The sequence below is a fragment of the Rhodospirillales bacterium genome (assembly GCA_018666775.1).
GTDB lineage: Bacteria > Pseudomonadota > Alphaproteobacteria > SMXQ01 > SMXQ01 > JABIXC01.
In genome coordinates, this window is record JABIXC010000004.1 from 16592 (window position 1) to 35099 (window position 18508).

15 protein-coding genes are annotated in these 18508 nt (G+C 52.1%); 7 read left to right on the plus strand and 8 right to left on the minus strand.

Annotated features, from left to right (window positions below; translation table 11 throughout):
* Window positions 1-10: 10 nt before the first annotated feature.
* Window positions 11-916: a fumarylacetoacetate hydrolase family protein gene (locus tag HOJ08_01640; protein MBT5672140.1), complete on the minus strand. Its 906-nt coding sequence runs from the start codon at window positions 914-916 to the stop codon at window positions 11-13.
* A 270-nt stretch (window positions 917-1186) separates the two neighbouring features.
* Between HOJ08_01640 and HOJ08_01645 the strand changes: the two genes are divergently transcribed.
* From HOJ08_01645 to HOJ08_01660, 4 genes are all read left to right on the plus strand, one after another.
* Entirely contained in the window at window positions 1187-3037 is a 1851-nt protein-coding gene (locus tag HOJ08_01645; GenBank protein ID MBT5672141.1) for an ABC transporter ATP-binding protein/permease, read from the plus strand.
* A gap of 81 nt (window positions 3038-3118) precedes the next feature.
* Window positions 3119-4834 (plus strand): amidohydrolase family protein, encoded by a 1716-nt coding sequence (locus HOJ08_01650; GenBank protein MBT5672142.1) that lies wholly within the window; start codon window positions 3119-3121, stop codon window positions 4832-4834.
* Window positions 4835-4910: 76 nt separating this feature from the next.
* Window positions 4911-5351, plus strand: a complete 441-nt coding sequence (locus tag HOJ08_01655) for a lactoylglutathione lyase (protein ID MBT5672143.1) — start codon at window positions 4911-4913, stop codon at window positions 5349-5351.
* Window positions 5352-5357: 6 nt separating this feature from the next.
* Window positions 5358-6215 (plus strand): TauD/TfdA family dioxygenase, encoded by an 858-nt coding sequence (locus HOJ08_01660; GenBank protein ID MBT5672144.1) that lies wholly within the window; start codon window positions 5358-5360, stop codon window positions 6213-6215.
* Window positions 6216-6219: 4 nt separating this feature from the next.
* On the opposite strand, the gene HOJ08_01665 is transcribed toward HOJ08_01660, so the two are convergent.
* Genes HOJ08_01665 through HOJ08_01680 form a run of 4 tightly spaced genes read right to left on the minus strand, consistent with a single transcriptional unit; the run spans window position 6220 to window position 9120 of the window.
* Window positions 6220-6906 carry a RidA family protein gene (locus HOJ08_01665; GenBank protein ID MBT5672145.1) on the minus strand — a complete coding sequence of 229 codons (687 nt, stop codon included), beginning with the start codon at window positions 6904-6906 and terminating at the stop codon, window positions 6220-6222.
* 16 nt (window positions 6907-6922) lie between these two features.
* Window positions 6923-8152 carry an MFS transporter gene (locus HOJ08_01670; GenBank protein MBT5672146.1) on the minus strand — a complete coding sequence of 410 codons (1230 nt, stop codon included), beginning with the start codon at window positions 8150-8152 and terminating at the stop codon, window positions 6923-6925.
* Window positions 8149-8571 carry an MAPEG family protein gene (locus HOJ08_01675; protein ID MBT5672147.1) on the minus strand — a complete coding sequence of 141 codons (423 nt, stop codon included), beginning with the start codon at window positions 8569-8571 and terminating at the stop codon, window positions 8149-8151. The genes HOJ08_01670 and HOJ08_01675 overlap by 4 nt, the downstream gene beginning before the upstream one ends.
* A 24-nt stretch (window positions 8572-8595) precedes the next feature.
* Window positions 8596-9120, minus strand: a complete 525-nt coding sequence (locus tag HOJ08_01680) for a hypothetical protein (protein ID MBT5672148.1) — start codon at window positions 9118-9120, stop codon at window positions 8596-8598.
* A gap of 201 nt (window positions 9121-9321) precedes the next feature.
* Here HOJ08_01680 and HOJ08_01685 point away from each other — a divergent pair, with 201 nt between their 5' ends.
* Together HOJ08_01685 and HOJ08_01690 are read left to right on the plus strand one after the other, a co-directional pair.
* On the plus strand, window positions 9322-10290 hold the full coding sequence (locus HOJ08_01685) for a serine protease (GenBank protein MBT5672149.1): 969 nt from the start codon (window positions 9322-9324) through the stop codon (window positions 10288-10290).
* A gap of 14 nt (window positions 10291-10304) precedes the next feature.
* Window positions 10305-11186: an alpha/beta hydrolase gene (locus HOJ08_01690; GenBank protein MBT5672150.1), complete on the plus strand. Its 882-nt coding sequence runs from the start codon at window positions 10305-10307 to the stop codon at window positions 11184-11186.
* 18 nt (window positions 11187-11204) lie between these two features.
* On the opposite strand, the gene HOJ08_01695 is transcribed toward HOJ08_01690, so the two are convergent.
* The 3 genes from HOJ08_01695 to HOJ08_01705 all read right to left on the minus strand — a co-directional run bounded on the left by HOJ08_01695 (window position 11205) and on the right by HOJ08_01705 (window position 17348).
* Window positions 11205-14720 carry a PAS domain-containing protein gene (locus tag HOJ08_01695; GenBank protein ID MBT5672151.1) on the minus strand — a complete coding sequence of 1172 codons (3516 nt, stop codon included), beginning with the start codon at window positions 14718-14720 and terminating at the stop codon, window positions 11205-11207.
* Window positions 14721-15026: 306 nt separating this feature from the next.
* Window positions 15027-15674 (minus strand): cysteine hydrolase, encoded by a 648-nt coding sequence (locus HOJ08_01700; GenBank protein MBT5672152.1) that lies wholly within the window; start codon window positions 15672-15674, stop codon window positions 15027-15029.
* A gap of 45 nt (window positions 15675-15719) precedes the next feature.
* On the minus strand, window positions 15720-17348 hold the full coding sequence (locus tag HOJ08_01705) for a 2-polyprenyl-6-methoxyphenol hydroxylase (GenBank protein ID MBT5672153.1): 1629 nt from the start codon (window positions 17346-17348) through the stop codon (window positions 15720-15722).
* 168 nt (window positions 17349-17516) lie between these two features.
* On the opposite strand from HOJ08_01705, the gene HOJ08_01710 reads away from it, so the two are divergent.
* Window positions 17517-18506 carry an ABC transporter substrate-binding protein gene (locus tag HOJ08_01710; protein ID MBT5672154.1) on the plus strand — a complete coding sequence of 330 codons (990 nt, stop codon included), beginning with the start codon at window positions 17517-17519 and terminating at the stop codon, window positions 18504-18506.
* Window positions 18507-18508 lie beyond the last annotated feature (2 nt).

The window sequence follows — 18508 nt, forward strand, 5'->3', positions numbered from 1 at the left end:
GCCTGTCAGGCTATTCCCCCTGAACCACGTGGTTGGTCATGGTGCCGATTTTCTCGATCTCCATGCGGATGACATCGCCCGGTTTCAAAAAGATGCCCCGGGGCCGGCCCACGCCCGATGGCGTGCCGGTGGAAATCACATCGCCCGGATACAGGATGAAATGTTTGGATAAATATTCGATCTGTTCGCAAAGATCGAAGATCAGATCAGAGGTATTGGAATCTTGCTGCAATTCTTCATTTAACCAGAGCTTGATATCCAGAACATGGGGATCGGGGATGTCGCTGGCAGGCACCATCCATGGCCCCATGGGCGCGCCGCCATCGGTGGATTTATGGCACACCCAATCCATGCCCCACATGGGCCAATCGGGCCGTTTGCCAAGATCGCGGGCAGAAATATCGTTCATGATGAAATAGCCCGCGACATGGTCAAGGGCATCATCTGCTTTTATGTTGCGGCCCTGTTTGCCGATCACGGCTGCCAGTTCCACTTCCCAGTCCATCTGTTGGGATGTGTGGGGCAGGGGGATGGGGGCGTCGGGTCCGGAGACACATTGGCGGGGTGATTTGGTAAAGAAATAAGGCCGCCTGGTTTCTTTGTCGAACTGGGCACCGGTCATTTCCTGAACATGTTTGCCATAATTGGCCCCGGCACAGAAAATCGAATTGGGATACAACAGCGGCGACATCAACTGAATGTCATCAATGCCACCGATATCGGCATCGCTACATTTACCAGCGGCGGCATCGTTGGCCAGCCCCTCTAGCAGTGCTTCGCTGTTGCCCCAGTCTTGGACCAAAGCGATGGTGGTTACAGCGCTGCCCATGGCTTTTTCAAGATCAATCACCCGGCCACCCACATTGATGGCGGCCCTGACGGTATCGCCATCTTGATAATTCAATAAGGTGTACATCTTTGTTTCCCCTGATCGTGTTGTTTGCCATCTTTATGCCTGTCAGAGGCGTGGATGTCTATATTCCGCAAGGCAGATACGGGCGCACGGGCTATAGTGTGGGCCAGTTCGGGGTTTAGGCCCCAATGGAAGACATTTAATGGGCAGGACCAATTCTGAATGAGCGAAAAGACCGAAACAGAAGCTGAAACAACCGGTAAAACCGGGGATAAAACAGGCGCAAAGCCCCAGCCTTGGGATGCCAGTGAATATAAAACCTTCGCCGGGCGCATGGATGTGCGGGTGATGCGGTCGTTATTGCCGTTTTTATGGTCTGCAAACGGGTTTGAACTGCGTCTGCGCGTGGTTATTGCCCTGTCGCTTCTGCTGGTGGCTATTGCCGCCAATGTTGGCGTGCCCATTGTCTATAAACAGGCCGTGGATGCCCTGACCCCGGGGGCAGGGATGGCCATTGCGTTGCCCCTTGCCATGATCGGGGCATATGGCTTGTTGCGATTGGTGTCTACGGCATCGGGTGAAATTCGCGACGCGGTCTTTGCCAAGGTGACCCAGCGTTCCATTCGTACCGTGGCCCGTCGGGTGTTTGAACATCTTCACAGCCTTAGCCTGCGGTTTCATCTGGATCGCCAGACCGGGGGATTATCGCGTGCCATTGAACGCGGTATGAAAGGCATCGAATTTACCCTGGCCTTTATGTTGTTTTCCATCATCCCGACCATTCTGGAAATTCTGGTGGTCTGCGTCATTTTATGGGTGATGTATGATATCTGGTTTGCCTTGGCCACCTTTGTCACCATTGGATCGTATATTGCCTTTACCCTGATGATTACCGAATGGCGATTGCGGTTTCGCAGGGAAATGAATGCGCGCGATCAAGAAGCCAGCACCCGGGCCATCGATTCACTTCTAAATTTTGAAACCGTAAAATATTTCGGCAATGAAGACCATGAAGCGCGGCGGTATGACCATGCGCTGGAACGCTATGAAGTGGCGGCGGTCAAGAACAAGACGTCATTGTCGCTTTTAAACATCGGACAAGCGATCATCATTTCCAGTGGCTTGACCGGGGTTATGGTCATGGCCGGCACCCGGGTTACCGAAGGCACCATGACCATTGGTGATTTTGTTTTGGTCGTGACCTATTTGATGCAGCTTTATTTGCCGCTGGGATTTTTGGGATATGTGTACCGCGAGGTAAAACAGTCGCTGGCCGATATGGAGAGCATGTTCAGCCTGATCCATGTGCACGCCGATGTGACCGACAATGATGATGCAAAAGCACTGGAATTATCGGGCGGGGAAATCGTTTTTGAAAATGTATCCTTTTCCTATCAGCCCAACCGCGCCATTTTGAAAAACGTATCCTTTCGGGTGCCCGCTGGTCGCAAGGTGGCCATCGTTGGGCCCAGTGGTGCCGGGAAATCCACCCTGTCGCGGTTGTTGTTCCGGTTTTACGATGTCAATGATGGGCGGATTACCATTGATGGTCAGGATCTGCGCGCTGTCACTCAGGAATCCCTGCGCGCTGCCATTGGCATTGTGCCCCAGGATACCGTCTTGTTTAACGAAACCATTGATTACAACATCGCCTATGGCCGCCCCGGGGCCGATGATGCGGCCATCAAAGATGCGGCACGGGTGGCGGCCATTCACAACTTTATTGTTTCCACGCCTGAGGGCTATGCCACCCGGGTGGGGGAACGGGGCCTGAAACTATCGGGCGGTGAAAAACAGCGTGTAGCCATTGCGCGAACCATGTTGAAAAAACCCACCATTTTAGTTTTTGATGAAGCGACCAGTGCCCTTGATTCCCAAACCGAAAAAGAAATTCAGGGGGCATTGCATGATGTTGCCGTCAACCACACCACACTGGTTATTGCCCACCGGTTGTCCACGGTGATCGATGCCGACGAAATTCTGGTTATGGAACATGGTGAAATTGTTGAACGTGGCACCCACGCAGCGTTGTTGGCCGCCAAAGGCACCTATGGTGCCATGTGGGCGCGCCAGCAAGAAGCGGCCCAGTTAAAGGAAACGCTGGCCCATGATCTGGGTGAAGCAATGGCGGCCGAAGAGATGGAGTCTGAGGGTTTGAGCCAGGAAAATCTCAAGAAAATCTGATTTTTTGCCTTCAATGGGCTTTGCCTATATCCTTTCCCCAGACCTGCATTTAGACAGGATCGACACAGGGAAGGATGTATTATGGCTTATGACATTTTGATCAAGGGCGGCACAGTGATTGATGGCACTGGCCTGCCGGGGTTTCCGGCCGATATCGGGGTCAGCGACGGCCGGATTGCCGCCATTGGTGATCTTTCTGGTGAAGCGGCCGATGAGATTATTGATGCCGATGGCCATGTGGTGGCACCGGGGTTTGTCGATGGCCACACCCATATGGATGCACAAATTTTTTGGGATCATATCGGGCGCAATTCCTGTTGGCATGGCGTCACATCCGTGGTCATGGGCAATTGTGGATTTACTTTGGCACCTTGTGCTGCGGACGAAAAAGATTTGGTGTTGCACAATTTTGAACGGGCCGAAGACATTCCACCCGAAGCCATGAATGCAGGCATTCCCTGGAGCTGGACCAGCTTTACCGAATATATGGATGCCCTTGATGCCCTGCCCAAGGGCATGAATTATGCGGGCTATGTTGGTCATTCTGCCCTTCGCACCCATGTCATGGGAAAGCGCGCCATGGAAGAAACGGCGACGCCTGAAGACATGGAAGCCATGAAAGAATCCTTAAGAGAAGCCATGCAGGCAGGAGCGCTGGGGCTTTCAACCTCTCGGACCCAGGCCCATCGCACGCCCGAAGGCATGCCAGTGGCAAGCCGCCTGTCTTCATGGGAAGAATTCTGTGAACTGGTGGATGTGTTGCGGGAACTCGATTGCGGCATCGTGCAGATGGCGCGGGAAAACATCATTCAGGACCCTGTCAAACGGGCCGATGAACATGCACGGGTCAAGGCTTTGGCCTTGAAATCTGGCCGTCCCTTCACGTTTGGCAGTTCCTGGTCGAAACGCAATCAGCCTGATGTCTGGCGTGATCAGTTTAAGATGGTGGATGAAACCAATGCCGAAGGCGGCAAGATGCTGATCCAGGCAACGGCAACCTGGAACGGATCGTTGCGATCGTTTGAGACCATGACCCCATATGATTACATCCCCGTTTGGAAAGAGTTCCGGGAACTGCCCCTTGAGGAACAAGAAGCAGGATTGCGGGACCCAGAAATGCGGAAAAAATTGGTGGATGCGGTGAATGCCCATACCCACAAGCCAGACCCGGCCCTGCCCAATGCATTCCAGCGTGCGGTCGATTGGGATTGGGTGTTTCCGTTAACCCAGCCCCTGCCGCCCCATCCATCACTGGCTGATATTGCCAAGGAACGGGGTGTAGAACCCATCGATGCCTTTATCGATTTGGCATTGGAAAATCATTTGAAGATTTTCTTTGTTCAGCCCAGCAACAATGAAGATCAGGATTTTGTGTTGGCGCTGATTCGCCACCCCCATTCCGTGGTGACGTTTTCAGATTCAGGTGCCCATGTCGCAACCACCATCAATCCAATTCACGGCCACCTTTTAGGCCATTGGGTGCGAGATAAAAATGCACTCACCCTGGAAGCGGCGATTCGCAAGATCACCTTTGATCTTGCAAGCTTTTGGGGATTGAAAGAACGGGGATGGCTGCATGAAGGCTATCATGCGGATATCGTCATATTTGATCCCGACACCATTGCGCCCAGCATGCCAACCTTGTTGCATGATCTGCCCGCCGGTGCGCCGCGCATTGACCAAAAAGCCACAGGCATTATGGCCACCATCGTCAATGGTCAGGTGTTTATCCGCGACAATGAACATACCGGCGCACATCCGGGCCAGTTATTGCGTGGTGAAATGGCGCAAAATTAAGCTTCGTTTCAGGCTAGTTTTGCCTTCACTTAGGGGTCTTTGATTCTTAATTTTTATCTTCAGGGGAGTAAGTAATTTGCGTTACCTTCACAGCGCCATCCGTGTATCAGACCTTGATGCCACGTTGGATTTTTTCTGCAATGTATTGGGTTTCGTGTTGATCCGCCGCAATGATAAAGAAAAGGCGCGATACACCTCTGTTCGTCTTGCCGCACCAGAAGATGTGGAAAAGGCAAAGAATGAAAACACCTCGATGATAGAGCTGACCCATAATTGGGACCCGGAAACCTATGATGGCGGGCGCAATTTTGGCCATCTGGCCTTTGAAGTGGATGATATCTATGACGTATGCCAACGGTTGATGGACAGCGGCACGGTGATCAATCGCCCGCCCCGGGATGGGCACATGGCCTTTGCCAAGACACCCGATGGTATTTCTCTGGAATTGCTGCAAAAGGATGGCTCGCTGCCCATCAAAGAACCCTGGGCCAGCATGGAAAACACCGGAACCTGGTAGGGCATCATGACATCCATCACCATCACGCCTTTATCTGATGCACTGGGCGCAGAAGTAACCGGCATTGATGCGGCAAATCTGGGGGACGATGATTTTGAAACCTTGCGCGATGCATTTCATGAACATCTGGTCTTGGCGGTGCGCGATCAAAACTTGACCCCGGCCCAACAGACGGCGTTCAGCCGACGGTTTGGGGAAATCCAGTATCACATCAATTCTGAATACAAAATGGTGGACCAGCCAGAGGTTCTGATCTTGTCGACAGAAATCAAGGATGGAAAAAATGTTGGTGTTCCTGATGCGGGCAGTGACTGGCATTCCGATCATGCCTATGTGGACCAGCCTACGGCCTATACCATCTTGCAATCCGTCATCGTGCCAAAGGTGGGGGGTGATACGGAATGGACCTCCATGGCGGCAGCCTATGAAGCCTTAGGGGGTGATATGAAGGAACGGCTTCAGGGCCTGACCGGCATCCACAGTTTCAACCGCGCGCGAAATGCACGGATGACACGGCCAACGCGGCATAAAGATGAAGCCGCCTATTTCGCCGAACGCTCTCCTCCGGATGCCTTCCACCCGATTGTGCGAACCCATCCCGTGACCGGGCGAAAGGCGCTGTTCATCAGTCCCCGGTTTACCATTGGCATTCGCGACATGGATGATGCAGAGGCCCAGCCGCTTTTGGATGAATTATTCACCCATATTGGGGATCAAAAATTTGTCTATCACCATCAATGGCGGATGGGCGATTTGATGATGTGGGATAACCGGGCAACCTTGCACCTTGCCTGTGGCGGGGTGGTGGCCCCAGAGGTCCGGCGCATGCATCGCACGACGATTATGGGCGAAATTCCGGTTTAGGTGTTTAAGCCTTGCGCGTGGCGGTGACTTCTATTTCCACCAGTTTTCCTTTTGCGGAATAGCCTTCGACGAAGCGAATTTCAAATCGCGGCGGCAGGGACGGAGCAATGGTCAAAAATAAATCGCGCATGTCTTGTACGGTTTGGCTTTCATGAAGATAGCAGCTGACCTGTTGCACCTGATCCCAGCTGCTATTTGCTTCCCCCAGATATTCGGTGATGCGCGGCAGAATGTTGGTGGTGACTTGCTGTTTCAATGTATCAAGCACCGCAGTTTGGCCCGATAAAATCATTAATGGTCCATAGGTGAAATAACGGCACGGGGTGCGGGGCGGGTCGTTTTCTCGGATCACCTTTTCAAGGCCTGCTTGAGGTCTGATGGCAATCATATCCATTTTTGTGGCCGCCTTCGTTGCGAACAGTTTTGGCGCGATATAGCTCGATGTTGCGGTGCGCGCCGGCCCGGTAAGGGTGGCAGCACGCACATCACTGCCTTGATCGCGGGACAGGCGGTCGCGCCCAAACAGGCGGCTGCGCACGGTGTTTTCAAGGCTTAAGCCATGGGAATCCAGAACCGTTTCAAACGCATCAAAGATGGCTTTTGTGCCGGCTTCCGGGCTGGCACCCTCGGGCGCTTCTGCGGACAGTTCAATGAATTCAAACCCCAACCAGTTAAGAACCTGAACCTGCATGTGTTTGCTCCTTTGATTACTGCGAAGAAAAATGTGTCAGGCGTGAAACTTTGATGGCAACGATAAAAAGCAGCACCAAAAGCACGCTGCCGACCATCATGAACGCATTTTCAAGGCCCCAAAATTCAACGCTCACCCCCATGATGATGGGCATGATTGTCATGGCAAGACGGTTGGCACTGGCCCGCAGGCCCACGGCCTTGCCCTGGTTGTTGGCATCGGCCGATTTGGAAACGATGTTCAGCATCAAGGGCTGGATGGTGCCAATGGCAAGCCCCCGGCACATGATGGCGACCATCAACAAGACATAGGTGCCCATCAACGGCGTAATGGCGATACAGACAATGGATAAGGCAACGGCTGCAATCATGACCCAATAGCGGTTAAAGGCCTTTGCCAATGGGGCGGCAACCAATGAACCAAATGCACCGGCCAACAGAAAGCCAGATAGCAGCGTGCCAATCAGGGTGCCGCTGAAATTAATGCTTTCAAGATAAACCACATAAAATGAACTTTGGATGCCCTGTCCGGATTGGCGCAGGATTGCCACCACCACCACCAACAAGATGGGCGGCAAGGACAGTAATTTGAAGGCATCGGTGTAGCTTGAAAGTTTTGGGCGGAAATCGCCCAGTCGGGGCCGTTCCGGTGGGGTCGCAATTTCTTTGGCGCTTTTGGGCAACAGGCTGATACCAAGAAGCATGCCAGACGTCCACAGTGAGACAAAGCCGAATGCCCCCCATGCCCCCAGATAATCCCATGCGGCACCGATTGCTGGTGGGCCAAGGACACTGCCGATGCGTGTTGCAAACGCCAGTCGCCCGGCATAAAGCGTCTCACCCTTCATGCGCTGTCCGATCAATGCCTGGGTGCTGATCCAGGCCATGGAAACCGATAATCCAACGATCATCTGCAAAATGACCAGCGCTATAAGCCATGGCATGACTGGATAGAGCAGGGAAACGCACACCACGAGAGAACCAAAGGTCCAGATCATCCGGCGTGCGCCAATGCGATCAATGAGCGCGCCACCGGGAATGGAAAGCAAAAGCGGCATGAACGTGTAACTGCCAAGGGCAATGCCAATCCACATGGGGGATGCATCCAGCTTTAGCGCCCAAAGGGGGACGATCACCCAGATCAGGTTAGACGTGCCGCTGGAAAAAATGCCGCAAATATAGACCGCAAGCTGCAAACGCAGGGTGATGGGTTCTGCAGGGGCTGGTGTGGAAGGTGACGTGCTCAAAGGGCGGCAGATGCCGCGATCATGCCCATCCAGATAAGGCAGATAATCTGGGTGAAGAAAAACAGGAACCGTAATGCGACGGTTAGGCTGGTTTCTGTGCACAGGATATGAATCACCGTCTGGAAAATACGCGCCGCCATAAAGCCAATGGCAAGATCATCCAGCAGTGGCAATTTTAGGCCCATGGCGGTAATGACCACCACGATGGCGCCATAAACCGGAAGGTTTTCAAGGCAATTGGCGTGGGCCCGCATGGCCCGACGATAGGCAGGCGATCCATGGGGGGTGTCTGCTGGAAAATCAGTGAACGTCGCGGTGCCATTCAGTATTTGCCGCCAGCGCAGAATGCTAACACCGCCAAGCAGGGTTAAAAGGGTCCAGCCTGCAAAGCCCAGCAGTATAAAAAGGGGTGTTGTCATAGGGTACGCCTCAATTTTTTGTGGTTAGGCCTCAGCCAGAATTTTGTCTTTTTTCGGATCAAACCGATACCGTGGCATGTGATCCAGATCACAGCCCGTTATACGAATGACCCACGCCTTTTCGGGGTGTTGGGTGGAATGGATGGCACCGGGGCCATAAACTTGTGCCGTGCCGGGTGTGATGGTGTGGCGGTCTGCAACTTCCAACTCGGCATGGTCAGCATCGGCAGCATTGGCTCGGCGCCAGATGGTAATGTTGGTGGCGCCCGTGATGTTGCCATAGATGGCCCAGGCTGTGCCATGGGAATGGGGATTGCCACTTTTTCCTGCCGCCTGAACATGGGCCAGCACGTAAAAATCTGTGTCGGTGTCGTGATAGAGCACTCGTTTACCGATGGGCGTGTCATCACTATACGTTTCAGAAACAAAGTCTGGGTTGTTCAAAAGATTAACCAGATTGCTTTTGATCTGGGTTAGCTGTGTATCATCAGAACCCTGTAGCAAGAGGTCATGAGAATCGGTGCAGAATTGGTCGAGCGTATAAGCCATAGTGCCCCCCTTGGGATGGTTGTGTTTTCATTAGGCTTAAGGTACGAAAATCCTGACCCTGCGGCAAGGGGTGCGAGAAAACATTGGTTTTAGGGTGCTAAACTGGATTTCCTGAGCGAGGGATGTGTGCTGGTCAGATGGGGGATCAAAGAACCCGGTTGAATGTTTGATTGTGCTCGTCGATAATTTATCTTCTAGACGATATGCAAAAGATCGGAGAAATTGGTGACGGAACCTAGTCCTAAAAATTATGCTTATGATCTTGTGAGTGCGCTGGATGCTGTGGTGGGCGTTCGTTCAACGGTCCCTTCCGATGCCCACAGCGCCGACCGCCTTGGGACCGAGCGTTCTGGCAATGGTTGCATTATTTCTGATGATGGGTTGGTGGTCACCGTTGGCTATCTTATCACCGAGGCGGAAAGCATTTGGTTGGTTGCCAATGATGAACGGGTTATTCCCGCCCATGTTGTGGGCAGGGATCAGGAATCGGGTCTGGCTTTGATTCAGGCCCTTGAACCGCTGGGGATGGTCCCTTTGAAGCTTGGCAATTCGGCCGATGTGATGGTCGGAGAGCGCGTGGTGGTTGCCGGCGGCGGCGGGCTTATGAACGCCGTTGATGCCGAAGTTGTGGCCAAACAGGAATTCGCCGGATATTGGGAATATCTGCTGGACGAAGCCATCTACACCACGCCCGCCCATCCCCATTGGGCCGGTGCAGCGGTGATCGGTGCCGGTGGTGGGCTTGTGGGGGTTGGTTCACTTTACGTGCAACAAGTCACCCAGAACAGCAGCCCCATTGATGTAAACATGATCATCCCCATTGATCTGATGCCGCCCATTGTTGACGATCTCATGCGATACGGTCAGACCTCCCGGCCCCCTCGGCCCTGGATCGGCATGCAAGCAACAGAATTTGGCGACAATTTGGTGGTGGTGGGGGTAACGGATGGCGGGCCTGCGGCCAATTCCGATATTCGGGTTGGGGATGTGGTCATTGGAACGGGTGCCAAACCCGTCGACAGCCTTGGCGATCTATTCCGCCAAATCTGGGCTTTGGGGGATGCGGGGGTTTCGGTTCCCATCAATATATTCAGGAACGGCGAACAGATAGAGATATTGGTTCGATCCGAAGATCGAACCCGCAATTATAAAATGCCGAAATTACATTAAGGCGGGGGAGCCAAATGTTGGAAAAACCAAACAAACATTTCAGGGATTGGCGGGAATACAGCCAGGAAGAACTGGATGCGCAGTATAACCAGAACAGCAAGGTGATTGATTCCTCTGGTTATAAAGAACAAAAAATTTCTAAAAGTGCGAAGGCACGCGGTGACCTTGATTGTGTTTTAGACGTTTCCTATGGCCCATCCCTTGCAGAAACGCTGGATATTTTTCCCGCCGATAAAAAAGGCGCACCGATCAATATCTTTATTCATGGCGGGGCCTGGAAATCTGGCAATAAAAGTCAGGTCAGCTATCCCGCACCGGTATTTCATGACGCCGGGGCTAATTATGTCGCGTTGAATTTTGGTGAAGTGCCAGATGTCATGCTGGAAGAACAGGTGCGTCAATGCCGGGCGGCAATTGCCTGGGTTTATGGTAATGCCAAAAGCTTTGGCGGAGACCCCGACCAGATTTTTGTCTCCGGCCATTCATCGGGTAGCCATGTGACGGGCATGATGGTGGTGACCGATTGGGAAGGGATCTATGGCTTGCCTGCGGACATCATCAAGGGGGCAGCCCCGATTTCTGGCATGTTCGATTTAGAACCAGTATTGCATTCGTGGCGCAACAGTTATCTAAAGCTGGATGGGGAACGTGCACTGGCACTGAGTGCTATTCACCAGATTCCGGATGCAGAAATTGCTCTGGTGCTTGGGGTTGGGAGTGAGGAACTGGCTGAATTTCAGCGCCAATCTTCGGCATTCTCGGATGCGTGGGTTGTACAAGGCAAGGCCTGCACCCTGATAGAAGTTCCCGGTCGCAATCATTTTGAAATGGGGGCTGATTTTGGGGATGCAACCAGCCCGGTAACTCAGGCCATCTTCGAACAAATGTCGCTCTAGTTTAGAACGCCAGATTGCTCAGGAAGCAGTTGCTGTGTCGGTGTCGGATATCGCGCTGTGTATCCGGCCTTCTGGCAGTTTGACGGTGACCGTTGTTCCTTTACCTGCCTCGCTGGCGATCAAGAGTTCTCCGCCATGAAGTTCAACCAGATTTTTGACCATGGGCAGACCAAGGCCAGCGCCTTCATATTTCTGCTGTAAGCCACTCTCTCCTTGATTAAAGCGTTCCATCACGCGGGGGATGTCTTCTTTGGACATGCCAATGCCATTGTCTTTGACGACAAGGCATATCCCTTTCCCAATTTCTTGATTCAAGGAGATGTAAACGTTGCCGTTTTCTGGCGTAAATTTGATGGAATTTTGCAACAGATTAATCAGGATTTGTTTCAGACGGCGCTCGTCTCCAGTGAAAAGAGGAAATGCCTCTGGCTTTGTGAAGTGAATTTGTGTCTGGCTGTGCCCTGCTTCTTCCCGGGTCAAAATCAGACAGGTCTCTATGACGGCACAAAGATCAACGGCGTCATCTTCCAGTTCAAACTGGCCCACTTCAATTCTGGAAAGATCTAGAATGTCATTGATGAGATTAAGCAAATGCACGCCCGATTCATTGATGGATTGGACGTATTCTTCGTATCGTTTTTCTCCCATGGGGCCAAAAATGGCATTGTCCATGATTTCGGAAAACCCGATGATGGCATTGAGCGGCGTGCGCAGTTCGTGGCTCATGTTGGCCAGGAACTCTGTCTTGGCCTTGTTGGCACCTTCTGCGTCTTCCTTTGCCTGAATAAGGCTGTTTTCAACCTGCTTGAGTTCGGTGATATCGGTATAGGTGGTGACGGTGCCACCATTGGGCAGGACCGCGCGTTGGCTCTGGATCACGCGGCCATCAAAAATGCGCAAAGGTACATGTGATTCGCCCCGGCGCATTGCCTCAACCCGTGTGGCAATGGCACTTTCTATATTGTCATCCCCAAAATCACCCCGCGCGGCACGGGCGCGCATAACGTCTTCATAAGACACCCCGATTTTCATGGTTTCTGCGGGCGCGCCGCACCATTCGATGTATTTGCCATTAAAGGCGGCCAGACGTAAATTTGAATCATAAACAGCGAACCCTTGTCCCATGTTAGAGAACGCAGTTTCAAGAAGGGCTGATTTTTCGTTGGCTTCTTTTTGGGCCTGTTTGATTTCTGTAATATCTGTAAAGGTGGCAACAAAACCACCATCGGGCATGGGGCTTCGGTGGGTCACAATGTCCCGCCCATTGGGGCGGGTTCGTTCATGAATGTGTTCGGCTCTGGGATCGAACAACCGGTTTCGTTCAGCGACCATTGCTTCAGGATCAACGTCACCATAGTCACCGATTTCTGCAAGGTGGCGAACAATGTCGCTATAGGCGATCCCCGGCTGGAGATAGTCTTCTGGCAGTTCCAGAATTTCCCGACACCGGGCATTGGACCGGACCAAATGATTGGTGTCGTCATAGATCATGAAACCCTGAGACATGGCGGCGAAGGTCGTCTCTAAAAGCCGCGATTCCTGATCCAGTTTGGCCTGAGCCTGGCGGCGTTCGGTGACATCGGTATAGGTGGTGACGAAGCCGCCTTCCGGGGTGGGCATGCGCCAAATGGCAATGATTTGTCCCTTTCTCCCCTTGTATTCACCAAGGTAACTTTCGTTGGACAGAATGCGATCCAGGCGTTCTTGCACCTTTTGGTCGATGTTGCCTGGGCCATAATCACCACGGCTTGCAAGAAAATGAATAAAATCGTGGAAAGAGGCGCCGATCTTTGCCACTTCGGGTGGCAGGTCAAACAATTCAGCCCAATGATGATTGAAGTTGAGGATTTTTAGATCTTTGGTGAACATACAAATGCCTTGGCCCATATAGTTCTGGGTCATTTGTAAAAGTTCAGTTTTTTTCTTGGCGTCTTCCCCTGCCTGGGTTTCTTCTGTGATATCGGTATACGTGCTGACGCGTCCACCATCGGGCATGGATTTTGCCAGCCGGCTGATCAGGGTGCCATTGGGACGTCGATGCAGGGTTTGGTTGAATTCGGTGTTGCGAACGGCGTCCATTCGCCTGGAAACAGCATCTTTCGGGGTGATGCCATCTTTGGCATATTCGCCGTTCTTGGCTAAAAGCTTCAGGACATCTTCGTATTCCATACCGGGAATGACGGCGTCTTCTTCAAGATCAAAAAGGCTCAGAAAAGCTGGATTGACAATGGTGACCACAAAATTCGAATCAAGGACCACCAACCCCTGGCTTATGTTGTCCAAAGACGTTTCCAGCAAGAGAGACTTTGCCTTTAATGCCGCTTCGGCATCCAGAATTTCCGTAATGTCTGTATAGGTGCTAACAAACCCGCCATCGGGCATGGGCGTCATTGTGGCGCGCACGGTAATGCCACTGGGCATGGTCCGCACATCGGTGCGATACGTATTCTTTTTGACCGCTTCGGTATATTTTTTGATGATGGCATCTGCATCTATTTTGTCATTGGTATCTGCATCTGCATCTGCTCTATGGATCCCCTGAACCCCCCTGTTGATATTAAATCGGATCAGGTCTTCGTAATGGGTGCTCTGATCCATCAGGTCATCGGGGTAATCATAAATTTTTTGGTAAACATCATTCCAGAGCAATAACCGGCCATCGGCGTCAATCACCCGGATGCCATGGGTTATATTGTCCACTGTGGTGGAAAGTAAGTGTGCATTTTCCTGAATTTTTTCCGCAGCTCTTGTCTCTTCTGTCAGATCGGTGAAGGTCGCCACCATGCCACCGTCTGGCAGGGCTCTGCGGTAGACACCAATGACCGTGCCGTCGGTCAGGTGGCGGGTGTTGCGCCATTCCATTTCATCGGGGATTCGTTTGACGCGTTGTTTAACAAAATCATCAATTTCCACATCACCATAATGCCCACATTCGGCCATAAACCGAATAATGTCTGAAAAAGCCATGCCCCGTTTCAAAAAGCCCTCAGGCATTTTGTACAGGGTTTCAAATTGGTGGTTGAAATGGATCAGATTAAGATCCTTGTCATAAACCGAAAGCCCCTGGCTGATATTGTCTACGGTCGATTCCAGAAGGCGATGCCAGTAGGATTCAATTTCTTCTTTTCGATGGTGTTCAATATCGATGGCGACAAGTCGGGCCGCAGATTCGATGGTTTTGATCAAGGTGGCATCGGGGCTAAAAAATTCTTTGCCATGGATCACGATCACACCGGTCGTTATGCCATTGTTGGTGGCAGGATGAAGCCAGAGGAGAACAGGGCCATGAATTTTGGTTGATTCAAGATATGGCGCAAACGGTGAATTGGAATCAATCGGGCCGGGCACCGGAGGCGGGGCATTTGGTGCAATGGTAATGTCGCCCAGAACCAATGTGGTCTTGCTGGAAATGCCAGTGCCTGCGCCAAGACTGAGCTTGCCAGTTTTAGGATCGATCAGAAAAATGGCAGCGGTAACCGTTCCATTGCTTGCTGCGGTAATAAGATCACAAATGGCAAGTAGCGAATCGCCCATCGAATTGTCCGGGGTCGCGAAATCCTGTGTTGATTTGTCACGCACTTTTTTGACCCTGTTCGCAAACATAGCTAGCTTTGGCCCCGATTTGGAGCGAAGAAAATTCGTCCCATGGTAGAGATAAGAGACAAATTTCTTTAAATTACAGTGTTAATTGAGGGGCTTAAAAAGTGGTTAATATTTAATAACCGTAAAATGCAGAAGCATAAGCATATACACTTACTGTTAAACCCCTGTCTGGGACCGGCAATTCAATACAATCGTATGAAACTGTACATCGCTATACTTCTAATAACTTGTTTTTACTCAGTTTTTCATGAGCTCAATGATTTGATCTGTAGACATAACCCGGGCCATGCGTGGGAAAATTCGGTCCATTAAGAAGTCATTGTTGTCACCGCGATGGGAATAACAGCAATCTCTGGCGATCACGAGGCCATAGTCAAGGTCACGGGCGCTGAAGGCGGTGGAGGCAATGCCAACGTCGGTAGAGCCTCCGGCCAGGATGACGGTGTTTAATTTTCGAACCCGAAGCTGCAGGTCCAGATGGGTCTGATGAAAGGCGCTCCAGCGATGTTTGGGCACCATCACGTCGCCTTCGACCGGTTTGACCTCAATGGCGATTTCCGCACCCTTATGGCCCCGTCGATGCATTGGCATGAATCTGCGTTCCCGATCATCCCAGGGATTTAGGTCCATGTCGGTATCGGTCAGGCGGCTGGCGACGTCGGCGCCGTCCCCTGCGTGGTCGGCAGCACCATAGAAAACCGTGACGCCAGCATCATGGGCGCCTTGAACCAGACGTGCCATGTTTTCCAGAATGCCCCATTTTTCAAGATTGGCAGCCTTTTGTTCATCCGCAGGATGGAGGTATCCATGCAGGGTATCAAACAGAACAAGGCCTACACGGTCTTTCGAAAGGCTGGGGTCGAGGTCAATATCTGTGGGTGCCATTGGTTGTTTCTCCTTTGGGGCAGGGGATGAAAGTCGGGTTGAAATTTAAGCCCCGCGCAGGCGGTCCATGATTGCGCCGGGATCATCGGGTGGGTGATTGCCGCGCCAGCCAACATGGCCATCGGGTCGAACCAGAACCAGGGTTGTTTCATACAGGGATATAATTTTCGGATCATCGATGACCAGTACATCCATGGGCATGTTACGCATCTTTGCGGCATCGACCAAAGAAGTGACATCCCCGGATTTTGAGCCGAGACAGACCAGAACGAAGCCTTTGCCATAACAATCCAGCAGGGGTTGGCCATCTTTGAGCAAGGCATCGGGGGCCCGTGCTCCGGGACGGGTGGTGGGGGTGTAGGTTTCGCGTTCCAAGGGGGGCGTGGGCGTATCATCGTCTATGATGACCGGCGAACCATCATAGCGATAGCCGACCTGCATGCCATAGCTTGGGGGCTGTATCATGCGTTTGGCTATTTTTTCACCGGCTTCACGGCGTTCATCTTCGCCCTCAGGGGTGTCTTCCAGAATTTGGGGGTGGGGCACGACACTATCGCCAAGGGCAAACCGTGCGGCGGCTTCATCGACGTTGCGTTTGCCAATGGGCTGGCGTTCCAGGGTGTAGGAATCAAGAAGGTTTGGCCCGGCCCAGCCCTTAAGGGCCGCTTCTATTTTCCACGAAAGGTTGGTGATATCCCCAATACCGGTGTTCATGCCAAAGCTGCCAGAAGGGGTAAGCTGATGGATGCAATCACCGGCCAGAAAAATACGACAATCCTGATAGCGGTCCGCGATCAATTGGCGGCGCACCCATTCAAGGGTCGAGAGGACTTCGTAATCAAAATCACGCCCAGCGAAGCGTCGCATATCCGCATCGACATCCACCTTGCCCCAGGATTCCGGATCCAGGGTGCCGCGAATTTGTAACCGCCAGATGTCATGGCCATTGATAGAATTAACCGATGCCCACTGGCCATCAGGACCAATGGCCATGTAGCTGCGCCCCGCCCCCATATTATGCATGGTGGAAAATTCATCGGACCTGAATAGAACATTGGTGGCGTAACCCAGCACCGGGGTCCCTTCAAGCTTGATCCCAAGGCGATCGCGTATGGGGCTGCGCGCCCCTTCACAGGCAATGGCAAATGGTGCCCGAAGGCCTTCCTTCATGCCGGTTTTTGTATTTTGAAGGAAGGCGGTGATGGCTGTGTCATCCTGATCAAGATCATCACAGCGTGTGTGATAGCGAAGGGCCACGGATGGCAATGCGCGCGCGCGCGCCTGCAACAAAGGATCAAAGACAGTTTGGGGGCAGCGTTGGAAGGGCTCCAAGGCCCCATCTGGTACTTTCACATCATTGTAGGATGGGTTTGTTTGGCGCGCGATTTCCCAGCCGGTCAGGGATGTTAGAAAAATATGATCCCGTGGCCTGTCTTTGGGATAGCCCAGTTCGCGGACATTATCGGCAATACCCCAACGGCGACAGAATTCCATGGTGCGCATGTTGATGCCGTTGGTTTTTGGGTGGGCGACCACCCCGTCACCTTGTTCAACCAGCACGCAATCAATGCCGCGCCACCCCAACTCGACGGCCATGGCAAGCCCAACGGGGCCACCACCAATGATCAGGACATCGGTGTCAAATTCAGCGGAAATAGTGTTGTGATCGGTCATGTTCCCCAGTTTTATTATTTTTCTATAGCCAACTCTATAATGAGGTTGGCATTTGTATTGTCAACGCCCTCTGCGACATAGGTGTTGGCCAAAGAGTTGCAGGGAGGGATATAGGCAGGTAGTTTGGCAGCCAACAATATTATTGGCATATGGACCGGGGAGACTTTCTTGAAAAAAATACCGCTTACGATTGCTATGTCTGATTACGACCACATGCGCGATTTTAGAATCGGGGATGTGCAGGCCGAAGGCATTGATCCCACATTTCTGACCATGGAAATCCATGAAATTTTTTCGCGGTTTACCTATAATCGCGAATGGGATGTCTCTGAGTTAAGCTTCGCCAAGTTCATCGCCCAGGTAACACGAAAAGAACCGGATATTATTGGCCTCCCGGTCTGGACATCGCGTCAATTCCGCTTTTCATCTTTTTATTACAATACAAATTCCGGCATCAAAACCGCCAGCGACCTTGCAGGGAAACGCGTTGCTGTGCCCGAATGGGCGCAGACAGCTGCGGTCTATACCCGGGGCTGGTTGCAGCATCAAGCGGGTGTTGATCTGAATTCCATCGATTGGGTCCAGGCCGGGACCGAAGATGCGGGCCGGGAAGAAAAAGTGGAACTTTACCTGCCCAAGGGACTGAACCTGACCCGGATCACAGATAAATCCATTTCACAAATGCTGGCTTCCGGCGAAATTGATGCGGCCCTTGTTGCGCGTGAACCAAAAGTGTTCACCAATGGGCATAAGGACGTGAAACGTCTGTTCCCCGATTACCGCATCATGGAAGAAAACTATTTTGATGAAACGGGCATCTTTCCCATCATGCACATCATTGCTTTGAAGCGCAGCATTTTGGAAGAACACCCGTGGATTGCCCGGAATCTTTTGATGGCCTATGAGGAATCAAAGAAAAGGGCCGTGGACCGGTTTTTAGAAATCAGCGTGTCGCGATATTGTCTGCCATGGGCGGTCAATCATGCGGAACAGATGAAGGAAAAATTCGGCGGGGACTTTTTCCCCTATGGTATTGAGCCGAACCGAAAAACGCTGTCAGCATTTTGCCAATATGCGTTTGAGCAAGGCATTACGCGTTACGCCATTGAACCCGATGCAATGTTCCCGGAAAATCTTGATCTTTCTGTTTTGATCTAGGG